The sequence below is a fragment of the Chryseobacterium sp. JV558 genome (assembly GCF_033712365.1).
Classification (GTDB): domain Bacteria; phylum Bacteroidota; class Bacteroidia; order Flavobacteriales; family Weeksellaceae; genus Chryseobacterium.
On the sequence record NZ_WJHU01000001.1, the window covers coordinates 794,873 to 817,195 of the forward strand.

The following is a 22,323-nucleotide window of genomic DNA, read 5'->3' on the forward strand; positions in this document are numbered from 1 at the left end:
TTTAATAGAAATTTGGTTTGATCTTTCTGCTTTCAATCAATAAAAAATAAACTGGTTATTGTAAATTGGTTAAGTTTTTGAAGCTTATTCTATAAAACCAGTCACACCATTGAAATTAATCACATTTACAAAAAAAGGAATTTACTGTCCCCAGGGAAAATTTTATATTGATCCATGGAGACCTGTAGATATGGCGGTTATTACCCATGGCCACGCTGATCATGCCCGTTGGGGAATGAAAAAATACCTTTGTCACCATTTCACAAAACCTATTCTCCATCAAAGAATCGGAATGGATATCGAATGCCAGAGTGTAGAATACGGAGAAGTTATCAACATCAATGGAGTAAAACTCTCTCTACATCCTGCCGGACATATTATTGGCTCTGCACAGATCAAACTTGAATATAAAGGATATGTGACTGTCATTTCAGGGGATTACAAAGTTCAGGATGATGGATTGAGCACTCCTTTTGAGCTGGTAAAATGTAATGAATTTGTTACAGAAAGTACTTTTGGACTGCCTATTTATAATTGGCTTGAAGTTCCTGATTTAAATAAAAAACTTCAGAATTGGGTGCTGAAGAATAAGGAAAATAATAAAACATCAGTTTTTATCGGGTATTCTTTAGGAAAAGCCCAGCGCATTATGAAGGCGGTGGAAGATCTGGGAAAAATATACGTCCACTATTCCATCGGAAAGCTGAATGAAGCCTTTGAAACAGTAGGAATTGATCTTCCGGAGTATACCATTGCAGATTTCAGGGAGCGTCCGAAAGAGATGCAACATGAAATTATAATTGTTCCACCTGCTTTGCTCGACAGTAATATCATCAAAAAAATTCCTGATCCTGCTACTGCCATATGCTCCGGCTGGATGCAGGTTCGCGGTGCCAGAAGATGGCGCAGTGCAGATGCAGGCTTTGCCATGAGTGACCATGCAGACTGGAAAGGATTATTACAGACTGTAAAAGCCACAGAAGCAGAACTTGTACATGTTACGCACGGACAAACCGAAGTTTTTTCAAAATATTTGAATGAAATCGGTATCAAAGCAGATGTTGTGGAAACCTTATTTGGAGAAGACGAAGAAGAATCTGAAAAAGAAACCCCTGAAACCCCGGAATCATGAGACATTTTGCAGACCTTATCAACGCTTTGGAAACCACCAATAAGACCAATGCTAAAATTGATGCTATCATCGATTATCTGGAACGTGCTCCTGATGATGATAAAGTATGGTTTATCGCATTGTTTACCGGAAAAAGACCCAAAAGAAATGTGAATACCAATTACATGAAAGAATGGGCGCTTGAAATCACAAAGCTGCCTTATTGGCTGTTTCAGGAATCTTATTCTTCCGTAGGTGATCTTGGGGAAACATTATCATTGATTCTTCCGCCTCCGGAGGAAAATATAGAACGTACCTTATCAGAATGGATGAATGATATTGTTAGTTTAAAAGGCAAAACAGATACAGAAAAAAAAGAATTTGTATTGAACTCATGGAACGGCTTGGATTATACTGAACGATTGATTTTCAATAAATTAATTGGTGGAAGTTTCAGAATCGGGGTATCAGATAAAACCCTGATCAATGCTCTGACAAAGTTTTCCGGCCAGGAATCAAGTACACTGATGCACAGCTTAATGGGAAAATGGCTGCCGGATGAAGTCTCTTTTAAAGAGCTTATTGATGCTGAAAATGTGAATCCTGATAATTCAAAACCTTATCCTTTCTGTCTTGCCTATCCTTTGGAAAAAAAGCCTGAAGAACTGGGAAATCCTGATGAATGGCTGGTAGAATACAAGTGGGACGGAATACGCGGACAGATCATCCGGAGAAATGATGAAGTCTTCATCTGGTCAAGAGGTGAAGAACTTGTTACGGAACAATTTCCGGAAATCACCGAAGTCGTAAAAGCCATGAAAGGCAACTTTGTAATAGATGGAGAAATACTTGCGGTGAAAGATAATAAAGTTTTAAATTTCAATGAATTACAAAAAAGATTAAACAGGAAAACTTTAACTAAAAAAATGCTGTCAGAAATTCCGATAGAAGTCTTCGCTTATGATTTATTAGAGCTTGAAAATAATGATCTAAGGGAGAAACCTATCTCCGCAAGAAGAGCTTTGCTTGAAGAATTATTGTTAAATGAAAATCCTCAGAACATCAAAATTTCCAAAAGCCTTGACTTTGAAAATTGGGAAGAGCTGGACTCGCTTCGTGAAAATTCAAGAGAAGTAAACAGTGAAGGATTGATGCTAAAACAAAAAAATTCACCCTATCATTCCGGACGGAAAAAAGGCGATTGGTGGAAGTGGAAAATAAATCCGTTTACCATTGATGCAGTGCTTATTTATGCCCAGAAAGGGAGTGGTAGGCGAAGTGCTTACTATACGGATTATACTTTTGCAGTAAAAAACGGTGATGCTCTGGTTACTATAGCTAAAGCGTATTCTGGGCTCACAGATAAAGAAATCATGGAAGTGAGCCGATTTGTTACTAAAAATGCCATTGAGAAATTTGGGCCTGTGAGAACCGTAAAAGCAGAACTGGTGTTTGAAATTGCTTTTGAAGGAATCGGTTTCAGCAATCGTCATAAAAGTGGTGTTGCTCTCCGGTTTCCAAGGATCGTACGATGGCGGAAAGATAAAACCGTAGATGAAATTGATAATTTGGAAGAGATAAAAAAATTAATACAATAATAACGCAATGACGCAAGGTTCTTTAACTTATTAGTAATATTTCGTTCGCAAAGGCACTTCGTTCAGCTATAGTGAAATATTGACTTTGCCAAGTGAAACGCCTTCGCGATCGAAAAATTAAACAGTTTCCTATAAACTATTAGCGAACTTAGCGTTAAAATTTATATAAACACTTAGCATCTTTTGCGCTAAAACTAAATCAAAATAAAATTGGCAACTTTCGAACATACCGACGGATTTAAGATCATTCAACAATGGATGACCGATAAAGGCATTGCCCCTTTTAAATTCCAGTTAGAAACCTGGAAGAAATTTGGAACTGGCTACAGCGGAATGGTAGTCGCTCCTACTGGTTTCGGAAAAACTTTTTCGGTCTTTTTAGCCTTGATTTCAGACTTTTTAAATCATCCTGAACAATACAAGAAGGGCTTGAAAATGATTTGGATTACTCCATTGCGGTCTTTATCCAAAGATATTGCAAAAGCCATGCAGGAAGCCATTGATGAAATTGGGCTTGATTGGACTGTAGGCGTAAGAAACGGAGATACTGATCTGAAAGTAAAACAACAGCAGGTCAAGAAAATGCCTGAAATTCTTGTTGTAACCCCCGAAAGTCTCCATTTGCTTCTTGCTCAGAAGAATAATGACCGTTTTTTCACAGATATGAAATGTGTGGCTGTGGATGAATGGCATGAATTATTAGGTTCAAAACGCGGGGTCATGGTAGAGCTGGGAATCTCACAGCTTAAAAAATATGTTCCGAAGATAAAAATCTGGGGCATTACAGCAACCATTGGAAATCTGGATGAAGCCATGGATGTGCTTATTCCCTATGATTGTAAAAAGACAAAAATTACAGCCAGGGAACACAAAAAGATAGATATTCTCCCGGTTTTCCCGGACGAAATAGAAATATTACCCTGGGCAGGACATCTCGGAAACAAGCTTGCTGATAAAGTAGTCCCAATTATTCTGGAATCAAAATCTACTATTGTTTTTACAAATACCAGAAGCCAGAGTGAAATGTGGTATCAGCTTTTATTGGATGCTCACCCTGATTTTGCAGGCCAGATCGCCATTCATCACAGTTCTATTGATGCCCATTTGAGAATCTGGATTGAAGAAAATCTAAGTTCCGGCAAATTAAAAGCTGTAGTTTCCACATCATCGCTGGATCTTGGCATTGATTTTAAACCTGTAGATACAGTTATTCAGGTAGGATCTGCCAAAGGAGTTGCGCGGTTTCTGCAGAGGGCCGGACGTAGCGGGCACTCCCCTTTTGAAACCTCCAAGATCTATTGTGTTCCCACCCATTCTTTGGAACTGATTGAAGTTTCAGCTTTAAAAGAAGCCGTAAAACAAAAAGTAGTTGAGCCCAGAGAACCACAGGTCTTATGTTTTGATGTTTTGGTTCAGTTTCTGATGACATTGGCTGTTGGTGATGGCTTTTATCCTGATGAACTCTATGAAAGAATCAAAAAAGTATATGCCTTTCAGGAAATGCTCGATGAAGAATGGAAAGCTATTCTGGAATTTCTTACCATTGGCGGCAGTGTTTTAAAAAACTATGAAGAATTTCATAAGGTTGTCATTATGGAAGATGGACTTTATAAAGTGACTTCAAGAAAGATAGCCATGCTCCACAGAATGAATATGGGAGTGATCGTAAGTGATGCAATGCTGAAAGTGAAATTTATTTCCGGAGGGTACATCGGAATGATTGAAGAATATTTCATTTCAAAACTGAAAAAAGAGGAAAAATTTATTCTGGCCGGGCGCACGCTGGAGGTCGCAATGATCAAAGATATGACCGTGTATGTACGAGCTGCCAAAGGAAGAGCTCTTGTTCCGAGTTACCTTGGCGGAAGACTGCCTCTAAGTACCAATCTGGGACATTTTTTAAGAGAAAAGCTGTCCCATGCCTTAAATCCGAAGGCTTCAGAAAAGGAACTGAAGTTTTTACATCCATTGCTCGTCAATCAGGAGAAGAATTCCCATATTCCCAAAGTAGATGAATTTCTGGTTGAAATGATTAAGAACCGTGAAGGATATCATTTGTTTATGTATCCTTTTGAGGGCCGTCTGGTACACGAAGTAATGGCTGCTTTGATTGCTTACCGTATTTCAAAACTGGCTCCTATTTCCTTTTCAATGGCGATGAATGATTATGGATTTGAGCTGTTCAGTGATAAAGAAATTCCGTTGAATGAAGAAAATCTGCAGCAGATTTTAAGCAGAGATAACTTGATGAATGATGTGATTGCAAGTATCAATTCTGCCGAAATGGCAAGAAGGAAATTCAGGGATATTGCCGTGATTTCAGGAATGGTGATTCAAAACTATGCCGGGCAACAACGCTCCAATAAATCATTACAGAGTTCAGCCGGACTTATTTTTAAAGTGCTGGAAGACCATGATTCCAATCATTTTTTAATAAAACAGGCCTATACGGAAGTCTTTAATATGCAGCTTCAGGAGCAGCGGCTTGTAGAAGCTTTTAAAAGGATAGAAAAATCTGAAATTATTCTAAAACATTCCCGTTCCTTTACTCCACTAAGTTTCCCGATCAAAGTAGACAGTCTGAGACAAACCCTTTCCAGCGAAGGACTTGATGCAAGGATTAAAAGAATGCTGAAGCTCTCCAATATAAATGATATCTGATAAACCCTGCTTAGAAAAACCACAAAAGTCACAAAAACTTTGATTTTAAAATACTTTAGCCTACTTAAGTAAGTTGAAAATAATGCAGTAAAAAGTTCACATAAAATGAAAATCAAAGATTTTCTCAAAACTTAGTGCACTTTTTATGAATAAAGTCTAGCTCTAAAAAAACTTAAGTATTTAAAACCTTTTGTGACTTTTGTGGTTGAAATCTCAATATAAAAACCTATCGTTTTAATCTTATTCTTAGCCTAATATTCTAAGTTAATTTTCTTGATAAATTTAAATAATCACCGTAACTTAGAGTATACCTTCTAAGAAGGTGTAAATAAAATTTAAAATGGAAAAATTGTTCTTGGTCCGTCATGGACAGTCACTCTGGAATCTGGAAAACAGATTTACAGGTTGGAAGGATATTGATATAACCGAAGCCGGTATTGAAGAAGCAAAAAAAGCAGGTCTTGCCTTAAAAGGAGAAAGAATAGATATCGCGTTTACTTCAGCACTCATCAGAGCACAGCATACCCTATCCATCATTCTGAATGAAATAGGAAATCCTGATATACCGATTGTTAAAGATAAAGCTCTAAACGAGCGTTCTTACGGAAATCTGGAAGGATTAAATAAAGCTGAAACTGCTTTGAAATATGGTGATGAACAGGTTCATACCTGGCGCAGATCCTATGATGTGGTTCCTCCCGGAGGGGAAAGCCTTAAAGACACATACAATAGGGTAATTCCCTATTTTGAAAGTCAGATAAGACCGTTATTAAAAAAAGGTGAAAATGTATTGATTGTCGCTCATGGAAACAGTCTCCGTGCACTGATCATGTACCTTGAGCATCTGTCTCCTGAAGAAATTTTAGAAAGAGAAATTGCTACAGGTTTTCCTCTGACTTATGTTTTTGATGAAAAGTTTCATGTAAGCCGGAAGGTAGGCTGATTCAATTAATATAACGTAACTTTAAACATTAAATATTCAATTATAAAGCGTGTTTATAGCAACCAAAAGCATTTCTGTACAAAATGAAACTTTCATTCTGACCAATCAGCGTGCTGCATTCTGGGAACGAGAAAAAGCCCTTATCCTTTCTGATCTTCACATCGGAAAAACGGCTCATTTCCGCAAAAATGGTATTGCAGTCGCTAATCATATTATGAAAAGTGATCTGGAAAGATTATCAGCTTTGATTGAATTTTTTAACCCTGAAAAATTTATTGTAGTTGGCGATTTACTGCATGCAGGAGATAATTCTGATGTGGATGAATTTTGTACATGGAAAAACCAATATCCCAATATACAGTTTTATCTTATTGAAGGTAATCATGACCGGATTTCAAAAGCTCTGGAGAAAAAGTTATGTTTTAATCATAAAGCGGAGTGGCTGGAAATAGATGATATTACTTTTATTCATGATTTTGATCTGTCCAGATCCGGATTTCAGGTTACCGGACACATTCATCCCGGAATTGTCCTGAATTCTGCTGTAAAAAATATCAGACTTCCCTGTTTTGCTCTCAGCAGCAACCAATTATTGCTTCCGGCTTTCAGTGAATTTACAGGATTGGATACCAAAAATCTGCCTAAGAAAAGTACTTTTTTTGTATTTACAGATGCGGATATTTATGAGATTTAAAACATATTAATCCTTGTCAAGGATAGGAAATTAATACAAAATAAAGGCAGATAAAAACCTGCCTTTATAACACCATCCACTTCATGTCATTAACCTGTTGATGACTCCTTCATTTACTTAAATCTAACATTTGATGTTTACTCTGTGCGTTGAACACATGGTATGAAATCAATATAAAAATCACTTAATTGTGCTTATTTTTTCTTGCTTAGACGGATACTGTATAAAGTAATGAATACTGTAACTACCAGAAATAAAGCTCCTATCCATGGTGTGCTTCCCAATCCTAAAGAGGATGTCACAATCATTCCTCCCACATAAGACCCGATCGCAATACCCATATTAAAAGCAGCAATATTAATCCCTGAAGCCACATCCTCAGTTCCCGGAAGTTCTTTTTCTGCAATTTGTACCACCAATAACTGAAGTCCTGGAACGGAAGCAAATGATAATGCACCTAAAAAGAAAAGTGTAATAATACTTAGCACCGGACTGCTTACGGTAAAATAAAACGCAAGCAACACCAATCCTTGAGCAGCAAACATCCATAGAAGTGCTTTCAAAGGATTTTTATTTGCAACTTTTCCTCCAATCAGATTTCCAAGTGCAATGGCAATTCCATAAATAAGAAGGATAAAAGTGACTGTAGACTCCTGAAATCCAGTGATTTTCTGTAAAATGGGTGACAGATAGGTAAAAACTACAAATGTACCTCCATATCCCATGGCTGTCATTAGAAAAGCGAAAATCAGACGCTTGTTTCCCAATACTTTAAACTGACTTTTTAAAGAAGCAGTCTTTCCGTTTTTCAGATTATTAGGAACCAATAATAAGCTGGCTGCTAACCCGATGATTCCAAGGATTGAAACGCCTATAAAAGTTGCTCTCCATCCGAAATGCTGACCAATAAAAGTTCCTAGTGGTACTCCAGTTACAATGGCAAGCGTAAGTCCGGCAAACATAATGGATATCGCTGTAGCTCTTTTTTCTTCAGGAACCAATGAGGCCGCAATGGTAGAGCCAATGGAAAAATAAACCCCATGGGCAAACCCCGTAAGGATTCTTGCCAGCACTAAAGTAATAAAACCGGGAGCAATAGATGCCAGGCCGTTTCCAATAACAAATAAAAGCATGATGGAAACCAAAAGCATTTTACGCGGAATTTTTCCTGTTAACGCCGTTAAGATCGGAGCTCCAATAGCTACTCCTATTGCATACAGGCTTACCAGCAATCCCGCTGAAGGAATCGTGATCGCAAGATCAGAAGCAACGGTTGGAAGAAGCCCAACAATCACAAACTCTGTAGTTCCTATCCCGAAGGCACTTATTGTAAGAGCCCATAATGCTGCAGGAAGACCTTTTTTCACAGTGTCTGATGCAGTGTTTATCTGTATTTCTTTTTGATAATTCATTGTCTTGTATTTTGTTGATATTGACAAGGCAAATTTCCGACGAATAATTGTATTATAAAAATTATTTAAATTGTATCAATATATCAGAATAATGATAGTTTATTTTTAAATTTAAAATTTGTTCCTTTGTATAATAATCATCATTTTTAATGAAAAAATCAGAAGCAACCCGTCTTACTATTCTCCAAAAAGCGTTTGAACTGATCTATGTGAAAGGTTTTCAGACCACAAGCATTGATGAAATTATCGCAACGACTCAGGTAACTAAGGGTGCTTTTTATTATCATTTTAAAACCAAAGACGAAATGGGACTTGCTATTATCAACGAACTGATGAAGCCCAACTTCAGACGTAATTTTATTGAATCTCTTCAGAGTAACACAAATCCATTGGACAATATTTATGAGATTATCTACAACCTCCTGATGGAAACAGACTTTTTAAAAGTTGAATACGGCTGCCCTACTTCTAATTTTATACAGCAAATGGCACCATGGCATACCGCCTTTACCCATGCTTTACATGAACTTTCAAAAGAGTGGGAAAATGCTTTCACAGAAAGTATTGAAAAAGGCAAAGAAGCTGGAATCATTAAGCAAGAAGTAAGTGCCAGAGAAGTAAGTGTTTTTGTAATTTCCGGATATTGGGGCATCAGAAATCTTGGAAAAGTTGAAAATTCAAAAGAGGTGTATCTTGTTTATTTAAAAGGACTTAAATCATATTTGAAAACCCTGCAATAATTTTTTTAACCAAAAACATACTAATTAGTATTTTTTTATTATACCTTTGCTCTGTTCTAAAAAATAAACAATGTATCAAACCCTTACTTTTTTACATTCTCAAACCCGCTGGCTGGTTTTAATAAGTTTAATTTATGCGATTTACCGTTCTTTTAAAGGATATTATTCAGGTAGAAAATTTACCGGAACAGACAATTCTGTAAGACATTGGACAGCTACCATAGCTCATGTTCAATTGATTATCGGGATGATATTTTATTTCAAAAGTCCAGTCATCCAATATTTCTGGAAAAATTTTAATGCAGCCAAAGAATCTTTTGAACACCTGTTTTTTGGGTTGATTCATATTTCATTGATGATTACTGCTGTTGTTGTCATCACAATTGGTTCCGCTTTAGCCAAAAGAAAACTTTCAGATAAAGACAAATTCAAAACTATGGGCCTCTGGTTTTCTCTTGCACTGATCATTATTTTCATTGCCATTCCATGGCCTTTTTCTCCTTTAGCAAACAGACCTTATTTCAGATAATTATGATAGATTTATTGAAAACAAAAATCGGCCGGCTAAGAATTCTGGCTATTCTGGAAGGCATTTCATTGCTCAGTTTAGTATGCATTGCCGTTCCTATGAAATACTGGATGGGAAATCCTTTATTTGTACGATTAATAGGCCCCGTTCATGGAACGTTATTCCTGCTCTTTCTGTTCAATACACTGAGCATTGGTGTTGAACAGAAATGGAAATTTAAAGAGATAACATGGAAGGTGATTCTTGCCTGTTTTATTCCTTTTGGAACATTTTATATTGACTGGAAAATTTTAAGCAAGCTATGAGAAACGTTTTGATAGTCTGCGGAATAGCTATTTTGATGTATGTTGTCTATAGAGTTTACCGTTTTCAGACCTTAGATAACGGATTACCTGAACTGATCAAAAAAGGAGCAGTAATTCTTGATGTAAGAACTGAAAAGGAATATGAAACGGGACATATAGAAGGTTCGGTTAATATTTCATTAGGAACAATCAGAGAACGGTATGTGGAATTGGATCCCGATAAAACATATATCACAGTATGTTCACACGGACTCCGAAGTGTAAAAGCAGAAAATATTCTTAAAGAAAGAGGTTTCAAACATATTTACAATGGCGGTGCCTGGAGTGATCTTCAAAAAACAATCAATCCATAAGATAATAAACCCTCCCCAGACAGTGTCGCGGGAGGGTTTTATATTTTTAAACAGTTTTATCATCAAGCCATACTACTTTTTGTTCAGATGAATGCTCCTGCCCTATGATATCTCTGTATAATTCAGGTCTTCTTGCTTTAATATACCGACTTCCTCCTGACTGGTTAAGCTTTTCAGAAGTAATAACTGCAGATTCAAAACTGTCTTCCCATGACCTGCATTCTGCTATAACATCTCCGAAAGGATCTATAATCATAGAACATCCGTTTTTCAACTGGTCATCATCCATCCCAACAGGATTTGAAAAAACAATATACGCTCCGTTATCATAAGCTCTTGATGGAAGCCATTTCATCAACCAGTCTCTGCCTTTCATGCCATTAAATTCTAAACGCAAAGATGTAGGATCTGATTCTCTGTTTTCCCAAAGCTGAGGATCTACAAAACCCGCTCCCGGTCTTGTGGAAGGGGTACACATTGTAACATGGGGCATAAAAATAATTTCTGCACCAAGAAGCCTTGTAGCTCTAACATTTTCAATAATATTATTGTCATAGCAGATGAGAATGCCGCACTTCCAGCCCATGATATCAAATACACAATACTCATTACCTGGTGTAAGATGAGGATTGATAAAAGGATGTAATTTTCTGTACTTAGCTTTCAGCCCCGTTTTATCAACACATACATAGGCTTTGAAAAGATTATCATGTTCATCTTTTTCAAATAATCCGGCCAATATGGTGATGTTATGCTGAGTTGCAATCTCCTGCAGTTTTTGAATGCTCTCTCCTTCCGGAATGCGTTCTGCAATATCAAGAAGCTGTTCTCTAGAAAGTTCCCGGGCAAAAGTATACCCTGTAATGGAACATTCATGAAAAGCAATGACATGAGATCCCTGAGAAGCAGCCTGGCTGGCCAGTTTTTCTATGACAGACAAATTGTAAGCCTTATCACCGCTTTTGTTTTCAAATTGTGCCGTTGAAATTTTAATATTCATTGATTTTTTAAGCAAAACTAGATGACTCTGCTTATAAAAAATTGTATAAAACCGACATGCTTATTTACAACTGAATGAAATTGACAGCCATTTTATTTTCTGTCTTCAAATACTGTTTGGGAGTAAGCCCGATATTGTTTTTAAATTCCCTGATCAAATGGGACTGGTCAGAATAACCTGCTTCATAAGAAAGTATCGTCATACTTTTATGATCAATACCTCTGTTTATAAGGCTTAAAAAGTAATGAAGACGGATAATATTTCCATATTTTTTAGGAGATATTCCCATATGAAATTCAAACTTTCTTTCCAGGTGACGTTCAGAATATCCTGTGAATTTTTCCAGGTCTTTGGATGCTACAACCCCTTTATTTTGAAGAATATATTGCTGTGTGGCCGCAATAATATGATGATCCGTATCTATTTTTTCAGATAAAAATTCAGTAAAAAAAACATTCAGATCATTGATAACAGTCAAAGGATCAGCTTTATTAAAAAGTTTTTCCTGAAATACTTCCAGTTGATCTTTTAAAACATCTTCCACAGAAACGATCTGATTTCTAACTTCTTTGGCGGATGTTTTTAAAAGAATATTTAAAAAATAGGGTTGAAATACAATGGCAATCAAGGAAAATTTCCCTTTTGAGGAGAAATCTTTATAGCTATTTAACGTTCCATAAAAAAAAGAAAGAGGCATCCGGTCTTCCAAAATACCTGAATACAGATTCATATCTCCGGATAGAATAAGTCCGGAACTGCCATCAGTAAACAGTCTTAAACTCCTTATATCCTTTTCAGAATTTTCCAAAAAGATATAATGCCTGATAAAAGGAGCCAAATATTTAGGAGGCGAAATCTGCATGCATCAAATGTACATAAACTTTTTGGCAGAAAAAGAAACTGTTTTACTATTCAAATCCTCTTACTTATCAGATAGATTACACGGAGGATTCTGAAAAGAAATCTACTCCAGATACCACACTTTATTGCCATTTGGTCAGGTATTTGAATGATTTAGCCTACATCAATCACTTAAAATATTATATTATGTCAACACAGAATCTCAGCCATCTTGAGGCGATCAAAAAAATCAAAGAACTCTCGGAAAGTGCAAGAATATGTATGTTCTGTACAGAATTGGAAACCGTTCCTGTCAACTCAAGGCCAATGACCCTGCAGGAAACGGATGACAGTGGAAATCTCTGGTTTATCAGCAGTGGAAACAGTAATAAGAATTTTGAAATCAAAGAAGACCGCAGGGTACAGTTGTTTTTTATGAATAACAGTGATTCTCAGTATCTTTCGGTGTACGGAGAAGCTTCTGTTTATCGGGATAAAGCTACCATAGAAGAAAAATGGTCTCCCTTAGCAAAAGCCTGGTTCGACGGAAAAGACGATCCCAATGTTACTATTATCCGTGTAGAACCTAAGGAAACTTATTATTGGGACACTAAAGCAGGAAAACTGGTCAGCCTGTTTAGCTTTGTTGCTTCTGCAATCACAGGGAATAAAACTAATAATTCTGACGGTGTAGAAGGAAATGCTACAATATAAAAGCTCTGAATGAATAATAAAAAACGGCTCAAGAAATTGAGCCGTTTATACAACAAGATTAATATTCTATTTTTTCACATCTTCCATAGATGCTCCAAAATTAATATGAAGAACGTTCCCATTGGGTGTTACTAAAGCAGGTACAGACTTTACGCCTGCCTTTTCAGCCTCTTCAATTTTGTTTCTGTCATTTCCCAAATGGATAATGTCAACATTTTCAAGACCTATCAGGTTGGTAATGTCATGTTCTGCGCTGATACATACAGGGCATCCTGCATGATAAAAAATGGATTTTTTCATAAGATGGTATTAATTAACAAGGGTTTTAATAATATTTTTCAATTCTTCAGTTTCTTTTTCCTGAAGTGGTTTTAAAGGGCTTCTCAAATTTCCGCCATCTTCGCCCAGAATCGTAAGACCTGATTTTACAGCTCTCGGTAATCCTTTATTGACAATAAATTTTAAAAGATCGAACTGTTGGTAGAAAATAGCTTTTGCTTTCTCAAGATTTCCTTCCTCAACGGCATTATAAAGGCTGATCGTTAGTTCAGGAATAAGATTCGGGGCTGCAGTACACCAGCCTCTTGCTCCGGCAGAAAAGGCAGCCAGCGCCAAAGGATTGGAACCGTTATAGAATGCAACTTCTTCTCCCAATTCTCTTCTTAAAAAGTGCATTCTCTGAATATCTCCCGTGCTTTCCTTAATCATGGTAACATTAGGAATCTCCAGGAGTCTTTTCAATAGGGCTGGCGACATGTCTACTCCACTCGTTGCCGGATTGTTGTAAGCCATAATCGGAATAGATATTTTACTTGCTACGGCATCATAATGCGTTACAATTTCATCGTCCGTAAGTTTCCAGTAACTCATCGGTATAATCATAACTGCATCAGCACCTGCTTTTTCTGCAAACTGAGCATGATGAATTGTTTTCTCTGTCGTAAGATTGGAAACTCCTACAAGGGTCGGAATTCGTCCTCTTACCTGCTGCAAAGTAGCTTCTGTCAGTTCTTCTTTTTCTTCATCAGATAAATAAGGCATTACCCCTGTACTGCCCAATGGAGCAATTCCATGGCTTCCGGAAGTAACCAGTCTTTCTACCAGATGCTTGAAAAGAGGAATATTTACTTTTTCATTTTCATCAAAAGGTGTTATGGGATAAGCAATAATCCCTTTAAATGGAACATTTTTCATGTTTTGCTGATTTAAAAATTTAAAATAATTCTAAACCATTAAGAGAACTTAAGATGTTAAGAATATTAAGTTGATCTTCGCATTGAAAAAAATCATATCCGCATCAATAGAGTTTAACAATGAAAGTATCTTAATGGTTTACCTATTGATTATTAAAGATCTCTGCCCTCTTCTTCTCTCAAAGCAACACCCAGATTCTGCAATTGGGGAGCATTTTCGCAGGCAATATATTTGGCAGGCTCAGTATTGCTTAGGTTTTGATGCTTATGCCATGCCCATGAAGGAATATATACAGCATCTCCTGCTTCCCAATGTACTCTTTCATCTTCTACTTCTGTCCAGCCTTTCCCTTCGATCACATATAATACGGTTTCGTAGGTATGGCGGTGTCTGTTGGTTTGCTGCCCTGGAGTGAGCCCGCCAATCGTCATACTGACATTCTTACTTGGTAGATCTACAAAGAAAACAGGATGCTTTCTTTCTGTTGAAAACTGATTGTGTTCTCCTGCATTTTCTACATTTTTATGAATCAAATGGCTTGGTTTTACATACTTTGGTCTTGCAAAAGTTTCGTGGAAATCTTTAGAACTGAATTGTTTCTTATCCATGATTTTAAAATTATTATGGTTTCGTGCTTTATTGCATGACAAAATTATTTTATATTTGGACTATTCAAATGATTCAGTTTTTACACAAATAGATAGTCCAGATGTTACGCCCTTGGAAATTAGAATTGGAAATTGATAAAAAGCTTGATAAAGCCGTTTATCTACAGATTGCAGATACCATTATCAGTGATATCCGCTCAGGAAGATTAAAAGCCGGAGATGCACTCCCCGGAAGCCGAAATCTTGCACAAACCCTAAAAATCAACAGAAATACCGTGGTAGAAGCTTATCAGGTACTGATCAATGAAGAATGGGTGATTTCAAAAGAAAGGAAAGGAATTTTTGTATCAGAAAAACTGCCTCTTTTGCATGACAGAAATGCAGAAGCCACTCATCATTCCCCGCATCAACAGAGCCAATCTACTGGAGTTTTAATCAATTTCGATGATGGTCATCCGGACAGCAAAATTGCTCCCGTAACGGAGCTGGCAAGGGCCTATAGACAGATTTTCAGCATCAAGGCAAAGTGGCAGATGATGGGCTATGGAGATGAACATGGTGATAAAGAATTTCGAAAAATGATTTCCCAAATGCTCAATCATCAGCGCGGAATGCATATTCATGAAGATGAGCTTTCTATAACAAGAGGCAGCCAGATGGGAATGTTTTTGACCGCTCAGACTCTTTTTACTTCCGGTGACGCTGTTATTGTAGAAGATCCGGGATATCAGCCTGCATGGCAAGCTTTTGAATATGCAGGAGCACAGCTTTTACCTGTTACTGTAGATAAAGAAGGAATCAGTATTGAAGCCATTGAAAAGCTTTTAACAAAGCATCAGAATATAAAAGCGATATACATTACGCCTCACAGACAATATCCTACTACCGTTACCCTGAGTTTATCCAGAAGATTAAGGTTAATAGAATTATCAAACCAATACAATATTACGATCATTGAAGATGATTACGATAATGAGTTTCATTTCGGTTACCGCCCTATCCTGCCGATTTCAAGCTTTCCGGAGCTTCAGAATTATGTTTATATCGGAACGTTGAGTAAGGTTGTTGCACCCGCATTAAGAATTGGTTATCTCGCCACTGCCAATCAGGAATTACTGAAAAAAATAGGAGATCTGAGAAAGATTATTGATGTACATGGAGATGTTATTATGGAACAGGCCGTTCTTCAGCTGATAAAAGAAGGAGCGGTAAAGAAACACATCAGAAAAGCAACCGTTCATTACAAGAATAAAAGAGATTTTGTTTTTGAGCTGCTGAAAAAGCATATGACTGGTATTGCAGATTTTACACTGCCTGAGGGCGGACTTGCTTTTTGGATTGTGCCTAAAGTAAAATTAGATTGGGATGCCGTAACCGCTCAGTTATTGGAAAAAAATATAAAAATCATTCACCCTAAACAGTACAGTCAGCATCATGTAAATGGATTCAGATTGAGCTATGGAGCACTTTCTGAGGAACAGCTGGAACAAAGTATTCCTGTTATTTCAGAGGTTTTTGCTAAGCTTTTTTAACAAATAAGAAAATCTGTGGCCCAATAGTAACCACAGATTTTATTTTTTTGAAATCTATTCTATTTCAAAAACCGCCTGAATTTCAACAGAAGAATTCACCGGAATTGAAGAGGCTCCAAAAGTCGCTCTGGCATGTTTTCCTTTGTCTCCGAAAACTTCAACGGCAAGATCAGAAGCAACATTCATCAAGTCTGCATGTTTTGTATAATCGTCTTTTGTATTGAAAATTCCTGTAAGCTGCACACATTGTTTTACTCTGCTCAAATCTCCTCCTACCGCTTCATTCAAAACAGAAATAACGTTCAGCATGGTCACTTTTGTAGCGTCTTTTACCTGTTGTTCATTCACTTCAACACCCAGTTTTCCCGGATTGAGAATTTTCCCGTCTTTCAAAGCAACCTGATTAATAAATACCAGATTTCCAGTACGAACAAACGGCTGATAGTTTCCTGCGGGTTTAGGAACCTGTGGAAGCATAATATTTTTTTGTTTCAGTATTTCATTGAAGTTCTGACGATTTTCAACAATTGGTGTACTTTTTTTCGGACGGGTATCTTTCAATGCCAAAGCTATTTTTGCAAAGTTTTTTCCCTGCAGCTCAGCAATATTTCGTTCTCCTTTGGTAGGTCTTTCAACGTCTTTTAAAGAAGCCATACTTGTCACTCCCAAAACGGTATTTCCTTGTGGAATAGCTTTGTTCAGTTCTTCTGTTCCACGAATTCCGTTAGGTACCAGTACCATTCCATGTACGGCAAGGCTGTTCCAGAATGCCTGAAGTGCAAGTTCTTTTCCTGCCCCGCTTCCCGCTGACATGAAAACAGCAGCCGGAACTCCTTCCAAAGCGTGATTGGTCCAAAGCTGAGCGGTTTTGGATAAAAATTCACTCATTCCTGTACTGATATTCCCGAAATAAACCGGTGAACCAAAAGCAATTCCATCATAATTTGTCAGTTCATCTACGGTAGCTACAGGCAGATTTTTCAGATTGGGATGTTGGGAAGCTTTGACTAATTTGATATAAGGAACTGCATTATTTTCGCTTTCAATGCCTTTGGCGATCTCTTTGGCCAGTTCGTAGGTTCCGCCATTATCAGAATGGATAAGAACCAGTATTTTAGCTTTATTTTGTGCCATGATATTGGTGATATTAGATAATAAAATTAAAATAAAAAAAAGACATAATTTTTTCATTCAGAATAAGATATAAGTTAATATTTTTTGTTGAGACTATTGTTTTTAAGGTCTGTTATCTTGATGATACAAAATTACTATTGTCGTTTTTATTAAATTTGCCAAAATATACATACAAAACGACAACATGAAATGTGGACTGATTGAAAAAACGGAAAGCCAGTTTGTAGATTCCATCGAGAAGGAAGCTTACGTATGGTGTGAAAAAGACTGGAAACATGACGATTATGAACATCAGCACAACCGTGCCCAGCTTACGTTTGTGGAAGAAGGGTACCAATATTTCCATATTGACAGGAAAATCTATCTTGTCCCACAGCATCATGTCATCTGGATTCCGTCAGAAAAAGCCCACAAAATAACTTCTGAAGCACAAACGGTGAATCTGATGGTGTTTCTGTTCAAGTCAGTTTTTGAAGATGAATTTTATCAGAATGTACAGGTATTTGCCGTTCCTCCTGTTCTAAAGGAAATGCTTTTGTATGCTTCAAAATGGAACCAATCGTTGGATGAAAATGAGGAGCAGGATATTTTCTTTAAAGCTATATTAAAGAGTCTTCCCAACTTCTGTAAAGAAAGCAGCGGACTGGAAATTCCTGTTCCTGCTGATGTAAGGTTGATTCCCGTATGCAATGATATCAACGCTCATTTTAAATATAATCTGGACATTGATTCGTTAGCTGAAAAAGCGCAAATGTCTGTGAGAAGCCTTCAGCGAATTTTTAAAAATGAAACCGGAATTACCCTCCAAAAATACCTGCAGCTGACAAGGATTTTAAAAAGTATAGAATTGATAGATACCAAACAGTATACCTTGAGTGAAGTTGCCTATAAAGTAGGCTATCAAAGCTTATCGGCCTTCACATCATCCTATTTTGCGATTATGCAGGTGAAGCCAAAGCTCAATAAAAATCAAGGGGTTTCATCATGAGGCATATCAACGGGTTTTGATTCCGGTGAGCCTTTTTCACGAAGCCAGACAGATAAAAGAACAAGAGAAGCTACAGCCATAAATTCACTCTGCCAGTTCTGAAAAGATTCAAACCAAAACCTTGATTCAGAAATATATTGCATTGCTTTATGTATTCACTCATCTTTAAAGCATTCTGTCAGTTTTCAATCAATTCTTTGTTTTCCGTTTTCCAACCCATAAAAAACTGTGCTATGAGAAAATGATCATCAGAGAAATCAAAACAATACTTAAGCTGTTGCGATAAAAGAAACTGGAGCGTGACATAACTTTGAGTTTAAAGTTTATAGTTTGCACTTTTCATGTGGAAATATTTCCTACAGGCTCTTTGTTGTTATTTTAGCCATTTACAATCAATCCTCCATTGGGATGAAGTACCTGCCCTGTCACCTGCGAGCCATCTGTAGCTGCCAGAAATAAAAAACTGAAGGCTATTTCTTCCGGTGTGGCATTTCTTTCCAGAGGAGGCTTATTGGGATTTTCTTCTTTTTCGTCAAATGTTTCTTCAGTAAGCGGAGTCGCAACGGGGCCTGGAGCAACGGCATTCACCCGGATTCCTTTTGGTTTTGCCTGTAATGCCAGTGAGCGGGTAAAGGAAACAATAGCTCCCTTTGTTGCTGAATAATCTAGCAGTTCAGGATGTCCCTGATAAGCAGAAACAGAGGTTGTATTAATCACAGAGCTTCCTTCTTTCAAATAAGGGAATACGACTTTTGTTAATAAAATCATTCCAACAATATTAGAATCGAAGGTCTCTCTGATGTTTTTCTCTTCAAGATCTTCAATCGTATCCGCGGGAAACTGAACTCCCGCATTATTGATGAGAATATCAATCTTCCCAAATGCTGAAATAACTTCTTTCACCGTCTTTTCACAGAATTCATAATCATTGATATCACCTTTGAAAATCCTGCATTTTCTATTCAGATTTTCAATTTCTGCTTTTGTTTTTCCGGCGTCATGATCACTGGAATGATAAATAATAGCAATATCAGCTCCTTCCAATGCAAAAAGAAGAGCTACTGCTTTACCGATTCCGCTGTCTGCTCCGGTAATCAAAACGGATTTATTTTCTAATTTCCCCATCTCTTGATGTTTTAATTTTTCTTTTGCAGGTTTCTTCTTATTTTAAGATTAAAAGCCTGTTGAGTTCACTTTTAAAACACCCTAAAATAAATTCCGTATAATACAGCTGGGCATTCAGGGCTTGTGTTTTGGGATGTAATTCCAGTTTTTTAGTCAGAATGATCTCCCCTTTATAGGAGAATGCGAAATAGGCAAAAATTTTATAGTCAGAACTCCGGTTCGGTGTACAGTAGCCTGTTGTAGCAATAGACCAGTCCGATTCGTAAAGTCTGGCAACGTTTAATGCCATGGTTTCTGCAATATTTTCTGAGACGCAGTCACATTCTTCAGCCTCCTGTCTGTTGACTTTTAAAAGTCTTACTTTCTCTGGTAAAGAATAAGTTGTCATGCCTCCCTTGTAGAACATTGAGGCATTGGGCATCTGTGAAAGAGCCAGCTGTAAACATCCTGAAGTGACACTTTCAGCAATTGAAATAGTCTCATCTGTAGTCATCAGGGACTGGCTTATATATTCTAAGAGATTTTGTTGAAAATTCATAATGTTAATATTTTGAATGTGGTTAAAATTAATTTGAGAAAATAAAATAGAGAGGTTAAAAAGCTGCTGAATGAATCAATACAGCAGCTTACTTACATATTTAAATTGGTGTGAAGGTGTTCTGATTAAGTGTTTCTTTCCATTTCAAGATCCCAGACTCTGTGTTTGGCAATAGCATTAATAAATTGATCTGCAGGCTTTCCATCTTCCCATGTAATAATACCCGGATCATCATGTTTCTTCGCTGATACATTGGAATTATGATAAAGAGCCTGTGTATCTGTTCCAAAATAAATGGCCTTGCAATGCTTATAAGCTTCGTTGATAAAATGCAGTACATGATGTTTATTTTCTGAAATCATCAGTTCTTTTACGGAATCTGCGCCAGAACAAATGAATAAAGCATCAAAGCAGACACTGGCAGTATTCGTCAGAGAATATTTCGGAGTCAGGTCTGTCCCGTCATTGGTTCTTACAGGAGCTAGACTTGGCGCAATCAATTCCACTTTGGCTCCTTCTGCTTCAAGTTTTGTTTTAAGATCGCTGACAGCTCCGCCATCAGCGCCATTGGCCAGGATAAATCCTATTTTTCTGGTTTTAATAGTGTTTTTAACGGTATGTCTCATGCTTAAGGCATCCGAAATCTTTGTATTAGGCTCCCTTTCTTCGCTTTGAAGCTCTACAATATTACCGTCTGCGGGCAGACTTTGGTTGGGAAATTCTAATTTTTTGACCTCTACCCCTAATTTTTCTGCAACTCTCCAGGCCAAAATCGTATCAATATATGCTAGCTGTCCTACCATTCTTTCTCTAATTTCAGGACGATTCACTTTAGACAATTCAAAGATCAATGCATTCTGGAGGTGCGTTTTCTCCGGTGTCGACTGACTATTGTAGAATAGTTTAGCCTGTGAATAATGGTCTACAAAGCTTTTACTTCTTTCTCTGATCTTTACCCCTGAAACTCTTTCCTCTTGTGAAGTAAACCCACCTTCAGACATCATCGCCTGAAAAGGACATCCACCGCCTATGGAATTGGGTTCGTAGCTCGTTTTTCCTTTGACGATCTGTTGTCTCATATGCCCGTCCCGTTGGTTATTATGAACGGTATTGAGTGATCTGTTAATCGGAATTTCATGGAAATTGGGTGATCCCAGCCTTGACAGCTGAGTATCAGTGTATGAAAATAATCTTCCCTGCAGCAGTGGATCATTCGTGAAATCTATTCCGGGAATAATGTGTCCGGGATGGAAAGCTACCTGTTCAGTTTCTGCAAAGAAATTATCAGGATTTCTATTAAGCGTTAATGTTCCTACAATTTCTACGGGAACTTCTTCTTCGGGAACCAGTTTGGTAGGATCAAGAAGATCAAAATCAAATTTGTGCTCATCTTCTTCAGGAATCAGCTGTACCCCAAAATCCCATTCAGGATAGTCGCCGTTTTCAATGGCTTCCCAAAGGTCTCTTTTGTGAAAATCAGAATCTACTCCGGAAATAATCTGAGCTTCGTTCCAGGCTACGGAATGCACTCCCAGTTTTGGTTTAAAATGGAATTTTACGAAATGTACTTTTCCTTCCTCATTGATGAATTTAAAAGAATGTACCCCGAAGCCTTCCATCATTCTCAGACTTCTCGGAATGGCTCTGTCGCTCATCACCCACATGATCATATGCATACTTTCCGGCATGAGTGAGATAAAATCCCAAAATGTATCGTGAGCGGAAGCAGCTTGCGGAATTTCATTATCCGGTTCAGGTTTTACCGCATGTACCAGATCCGGAAACTTCATAGCATCCTGAATAAAGAATACAGGTATATTGTTGGCTACAAGATCATAGTTCCCTTCATCAGTATAAAATTTCACAGCAAAACCTCTTGCATCTCTGGCCAGATCTGTACTTCCTTTACTTCCTGCAACAGTTGAAAATCGTACAAAAACAGGAGTTTCTTTTCCCGGTTCTGTTAAAAATTTAGCTTTGGTATAGGCTGCAAGGCTTTTGTTAAGTTTAAAAACGCCGTGTGCACCGGAACCTCTCGCATGTACTACTCTTTCGGGAATCCTTTCGTGATCGAAATGGGTAATCTTTTCTCTCAGAATAAAATCTTCCAGTAATGAAGGACCGCGCTCTCCGGCTTTTAAAGAATCCTGATTGTTATTGATCTTTAAGCCCTGATTGGTAGTCAGTTTTTCATTTTCATTGGAAGTACTGTGTACATCCAGCTGTTCTGCTTTTTTGTTGTGTTCGTTGGTTTTCATATTCATAATCTTTTTGTGGTTGGTGTAGGGGTTCAAAGCAGTGAGA

The 22,323-nt window shown here is 37.4% G+C and carries 23 protein-coding genes; 12 read left to right on the forward strand and 11 right to left on the reverse strand.

From position 1 onward, the window contains the following. Positions 1 to 109 precede the first annotated feature (109 nt). The 5 genes from GFU89_RS03680 (at position 110) to pdeM (ending at position 7,007) form a co-directional block, all read left to right on the forward strand. Positions 110 to 1,132, forward strand: a complete 1,023-nt coding sequence (locus GFU89_RS03680) for a ligase-associated DNA damage response exonuclease (RefSeq protein ID WP_318845859.1) — start codon at positions 110 to 112, stop codon at positions 1,130 to 1,132. Beyond that, positions 1,129 to 2,709, forward strand: a complete 1,581-nt coding sequence (locus tag GFU89_RS03685; RefSeq protein ID WP_318845860.1) for an ATP-dependent DNA ligase — start codon at positions 1,129 to 1,131, stop codon at positions 2,707 to 2,709. Before GFU89_RS03680 ends, GFU89_RS03685 begins: the two co-directional genes overlap by 4 nt. 210 nt (positions 2,710 to 2,919) lie before the next feature. Then, on the forward strand, positions 2,920 to 5,370 hold the full coding sequence (locus tag GFU89_RS03690) for a ligase-associated DNA damage response DEXH box helicase (RefSeq protein ID WP_318845861.1): 2,451 nt from the start codon (positions 2,920 to 2,922) through the stop codon (positions 5,368 to 5,370). Between the two features lie 340 nt (positions 5,371 to 5,710). Continuing rightward, positions 5,711 to 6,313, forward strand: coding sequence for a 2,3-bisphosphoglycerate-dependent phosphoglycerate mutase (locus GFU89_RS03695; RefSeq protein ID WP_318845862.1), 603 nt, complete (start codon positions 5,711 to 5,713; stop codon positions 6,311 to 6,313). A gap of 49 nt (positions 6,314 to 6,362) precedes the next feature. Beyond that, positions 6,363 to 7,007, forward strand: a complete 645-nt coding sequence (pdeM, locus tag GFU89_RS03700; RefSeq protein ID WP_318845863.1) for a ligase-associated DNA damage response endonuclease PdeM — start codon at positions 6,363 to 6,365, stop codon at positions 7,005 to 7,007. Positions 7,008 to 7,201: 194 nt separating this feature from the next. Here the strand turns inward: pdeM and GFU89_RS03705 are convergent, their stop codons facing one another. After that, a complete protein-coding gene (locus GFU89_RS03705) occupies positions 7,202 to 8,419 on the reverse strand; it encodes an MFS transporter (RefSeq protein WP_318845864.1) in 1,218 nt (405 codons plus the stop codon). A 149-nt stretch (positions 8,420 to 8,568) separates the two neighbouring features. On the opposite strand from GFU89_RS03705, the gene GFU89_RS03710 reads away from it, so the two are divergent. From GFU89_RS03710 to GFU89_RS03725, 4 genes are all read left to right on the forward strand, one after another. Beyond that, on the forward strand, positions 8,569 to 9,159 hold the full coding sequence (locus GFU89_RS03710) for a TetR/AcrR family transcriptional regulator (protein ID WP_318845865.1): 591 nt from the start codon (positions 8,569 to 8,571) through the stop codon (positions 9,157 to 9,159). Between the two features lie 70 nt (positions 9,160 to 9,229). Then, the gene (locus GFU89_RS03715; RefSeq protein ID WP_318845866.1) at positions 9,230 to 9,688 is read left to right on the forward strand and encodes a hypothetical protein; all 459 of its coding nucleotides are present in this window, start codon (positions 9,230 to 9,232) and stop codon (positions 9,686 to 9,688) included. Positions 9,689 to 9,690: 2 nt separating this feature from the next. After that, entirely contained in the window at positions 9,691 to 9,993 is a 303-nt protein-coding gene (locus GFU89_RS03720; RefSeq protein WP_318845867.1) for a DUF3817 domain-containing protein, read from the forward strand. Next, a complete protein-coding gene (locus GFU89_RS03725) occupies positions 9,990 to 10,346 on the forward strand; it encodes a rhodanese-like domain-containing protein (RefSeq protein ID WP_318845868.1) in 357 nt (118 codons plus the stop codon). Before GFU89_RS03720 ends, GFU89_RS03725 begins: the two co-directional genes overlap by 4 nt. Before the next feature lie 46 nt (positions 10,347 to 10,392). On the opposite strand, the gene GFU89_RS03730 is transcribed toward GFU89_RS03725, so the two are convergent. Further along, a complete protein-coding gene (locus GFU89_RS03730) occupies positions 10,393 to 11,346 on the reverse strand; it encodes a nitrilase family protein (RefSeq protein ID WP_318845869.1) in 954 nt (317 codons plus the stop codon). Positions 11,347 to 11,410: 64 nt separating this feature from the next. Beyond that, positions 11,411 to 12,208: a helix-turn-helix transcriptional regulator gene (locus tag GFU89_RS03735; RefSeq protein ID WP_318845870.1), complete on the reverse strand. Its 798-nt coding sequence runs from the start codon at positions 12,206 to 12,208 to the stop codon at positions 11,411 to 11,413. A gap of 185 nt (positions 12,209 to 12,393) precedes the next feature. On the opposite strand from GFU89_RS03735, the gene GFU89_RS03740 reads away from it, so the two are divergent. Beyond that, entirely contained in the window at positions 12,394 to 12,900 is a 507-nt protein-coding gene (locus GFU89_RS03740) for a pyridoxamine 5'-phosphate oxidase family protein (protein WP_318845871.1), read from the forward strand. Between the two features lie 66 nt (positions 12,901 to 12,966). Here GFU89_RS03740 and GFU89_RS03745 read toward each other — a convergent pair whose 3' ends face one another. The 3 genes from GFU89_RS03745 to GFU89_RS03755 form a co-directional block, all read right to left on the reverse strand. After that, the gene (locus tag GFU89_RS03745) at positions 12,967 to 13,200 is read right to left on the reverse strand and encodes a thioredoxin family protein (protein ID WP_318845872.1); all 234 of its coding nucleotides are present in this window, start codon (positions 13,198 to 13,200) and stop codon (positions 12,967 to 12,969) included. A 9-nt stretch (positions 13,201 to 13,209) separates the two neighbouring features. After that, positions 13,210 to 14,094, reverse strand: coding sequence for a dihydrodipicolinate synthase family protein (locus tag GFU89_RS03750; protein ID WP_318845873.1), 885 nt, complete (start codon positions 14,092 to 14,094; stop codon positions 13,210 to 13,212). A gap of 152 nt (positions 14,095 to 14,246) precedes the next feature. Continuing rightward, positions 14,247 to 14,702, reverse strand: coding sequence for a cupin domain-containing protein (locus GFU89_RS03755; protein ID WP_318845874.1), 456 nt, complete (start codon positions 14,700 to 14,702; stop codon positions 14,247 to 14,249). Between the two features lie 101 nt (positions 14,703 to 14,803). On the opposite strand from GFU89_RS03755, the gene GFU89_RS03760 reads away from it, so the two are divergent. Continuing rightward, the gene (locus GFU89_RS03760; RefSeq protein WP_318845875.1) at positions 14,804 to 16,234 is read left to right on the forward strand and encodes a PLP-dependent aminotransferase family protein; all 1,431 of its coding nucleotides are present in this window, start codon (positions 14,804 to 14,806) and stop codon (positions 16,232 to 16,234) included. Positions 16,235 to 16,288: 54 nt separating this feature from the next. Here the strand turns inward: GFU89_RS03760 and GFU89_RS03765 are convergent, their stop codons facing one another. Further along, positions 16,289 to 17,368: an Atu1372/SO_1960 family protein gene (locus GFU89_RS03765; RefSeq protein WP_413228573.1), complete on the reverse strand. Its 1,080-nt coding sequence runs from the start codon at positions 17,366 to 17,368 to the stop codon at positions 16,289 to 16,291. A 184-nt stretch (positions 17,369 to 17,552) separates the two neighbouring features. Between GFU89_RS03765 and GFU89_RS03770 the strand changes: the two genes are divergently transcribed. Beyond that, complete coding sequence (locus GFU89_RS03770) at positions 17,553 to 18,356, forward strand: AraC family transcriptional regulator (protein ID WP_318845877.1); 804 nt, start codon at positions 17,553 to 17,555, stop codon at positions 18,354 to 18,356. On the opposite strand, the gene GFU89_RS03775 is transcribed toward GFU89_RS03770, so the two are convergent. From GFU89_RS03775 to GFU89_RS03790, 4 genes are all read right to left on the reverse strand, one after another. Beyond that, positions 18,338 to 18,499, reverse strand: coding sequence for a DUF6766 family protein (locus GFU89_RS03775; RefSeq protein ID WP_318845878.1), 162 nt, complete (start codon positions 18,497 to 18,499; stop codon positions 18,338 to 18,340). The two genes, GFU89_RS03770 and GFU89_RS03775, sit on opposite strands and share 19 nt — an antisense overlap. Positions 18,500 to 18,734: 235 nt before the next feature. Beyond that, positions 18,735 to 19,481, reverse strand: a complete 747-nt coding sequence (locus tag GFU89_RS03780; protein WP_318845879.1) for an SDR family oxidoreductase — start codon at positions 19,479 to 19,481, stop codon at positions 18,735 to 18,737. A gap of 37 nt (positions 19,482 to 19,518) precedes the next feature. Next, the gene (locus tag GFU89_RS03785) at positions 19,519 to 20,019 is read right to left on the reverse strand and encodes a nicotinamide-nucleotide amidohydrolase family protein (protein WP_318845880.1); all 501 of its coding nucleotides are present in this window, start codon (positions 20,017 to 20,019) and stop codon (positions 19,519 to 19,521) included. 125 nt (positions 20,020 to 20,144) lie between these two features. Continuing rightward, on the reverse strand, positions 20,145 to 22,283 hold the full coding sequence (locus GFU89_RS03790; protein ID WP_318845881.1) for a catalase: 2,139 nt from the start codon (positions 22,281 to 22,283) through the stop codon (positions 20,145 to 20,147). Between the last annotated feature and the right edge of the window lie 40 nt (positions 22,284 to 22,323).

Coding starts and splice junctions, on each gene's coding strand:
- GFU89_RS03720 (WP_318845867.1), top strand. CDS start 9,691: ATGATAGATTTATTGAAAACAAAAATCGGCCGGCTAAGAATTCTGGCT.
- GFU89_RS03685 (WP_318845860.1), top strand. CDS start 1,129: ATGAGACATTTTGCAGACCTTATCAACGCTTTGGAAACCACCAATAAG.
- GFU89_RS03765 (WP_413228573.1), bottom strand. CDS start 17,368: ATGGCACAAAATAAAGCTAAAATACTGGTTCTTATCCATTCTGATAAT.
- GFU89_RS03790 (WP_318845881.1), bottom strand. CDS start 22,283: ATGAATATGAAAACCAACGAACACAACAAAAAAGCAGAACAGCTGGAT.
- GFU89_RS03785 (WP_318845880.1), bottom strand. CDS start 20,019: ATGAATTTTCAACAAAATCTCTTAGAATATATAAGCCAGTCCCTGATG.
- GFU89_RS03745 (WP_318845872.1), bottom strand. CDS start 13,200: ATGAAAAAATCCATTTTTTATCATGCAGGATGCCCTGTATGTATCAGC.
- GFU89_RS03755 (WP_318845874.1), bottom strand. CDS start 14,702: ATGGATAAGAAACAATTCAGTTCTAAAGATTTCCACGAAACTTTTGCA.
- GFU89_RS03710 (WP_318845865.1), top strand. CDS start 8,569: ATGAAAAAATCAGAAGCAACCCGTCTTACTATTCTCCAAAAAGCGTTT.
- GFU89_RS03725 (WP_318845868.1), top strand. CDS start 9,990: ATGAGAAACGTTTTGATAGTCTGCGGAATAGCTATTTTGATGTATGTT.
- GFU89_RS03775 (WP_318845878.1), bottom strand. CDS start 18,499: ATGCAATATATTTCTGAATCAAGGTTTTGGTTTGAATCTTTTCAGAAC.
- GFU89_RS03715 (WP_318845866.1), top strand. CDS start 9,230: ATGTATCAAACCCTTACTTTTTTACATTCTCAAACCCGCTGGCTGGTT.
- GFU89_RS03695 (WP_318845862.1), top strand. CDS start 5,711: ATGGAAAAATTGTTCTTGGTCCGTCATGGACAGTCACTCTGGAATCTG.
- GFU89_RS03735 (WP_318845870.1), bottom strand. CDS start 12,208: ATGCAGATTTCGCCTCCTAAATATTTGGCTCCTTTTATCAGGCATTAT.
- GFU89_RS03705 (WP_318845864.1), bottom strand. CDS start 8,419: ATGAATTATCAAAAAGAAATACAGATAAACACTGCATCAGACACTGTG.
- GFU89_RS03730 (WP_318845869.1), bottom strand. CDS start 11,346: ATGAATATTAAAATTTCAACGGCACAATTTGAAAACAAAAGCGGTGAT.
- GFU89_RS03780 (WP_318845879.1), bottom strand. CDS start 19,481: ATGGGGAAATTAGAAAATAAATCCGTTTTGATTACCGGAGCAGACAGC.
- GFU89_RS03740 (WP_318845871.1), top strand. CDS start 12,394: ATGTCAACACAGAATCTCAGCCATCTTGAGGCGATCAAAAAAATCAAA.
- GFU89_RS03750 (WP_318845873.1), bottom strand. CDS start 14,094: ATGAAAAATGTTCCATTTAAAGGGATTATTGCTTATCCCATAACACCT.
- GFU89_RS03760 (WP_318845875.1), top strand. CDS start 14,804: ATGTTACGCCCTTGGAAATTAGAATTGGAAATTGATAAAAAGCTTGAT.
- GFU89_RS03770 (WP_318845877.1), top strand. CDS start 17,553: ATGAAATGTGGACTGATTGAAAAAACGGAAAGCCAGTTTGTAGATTCC.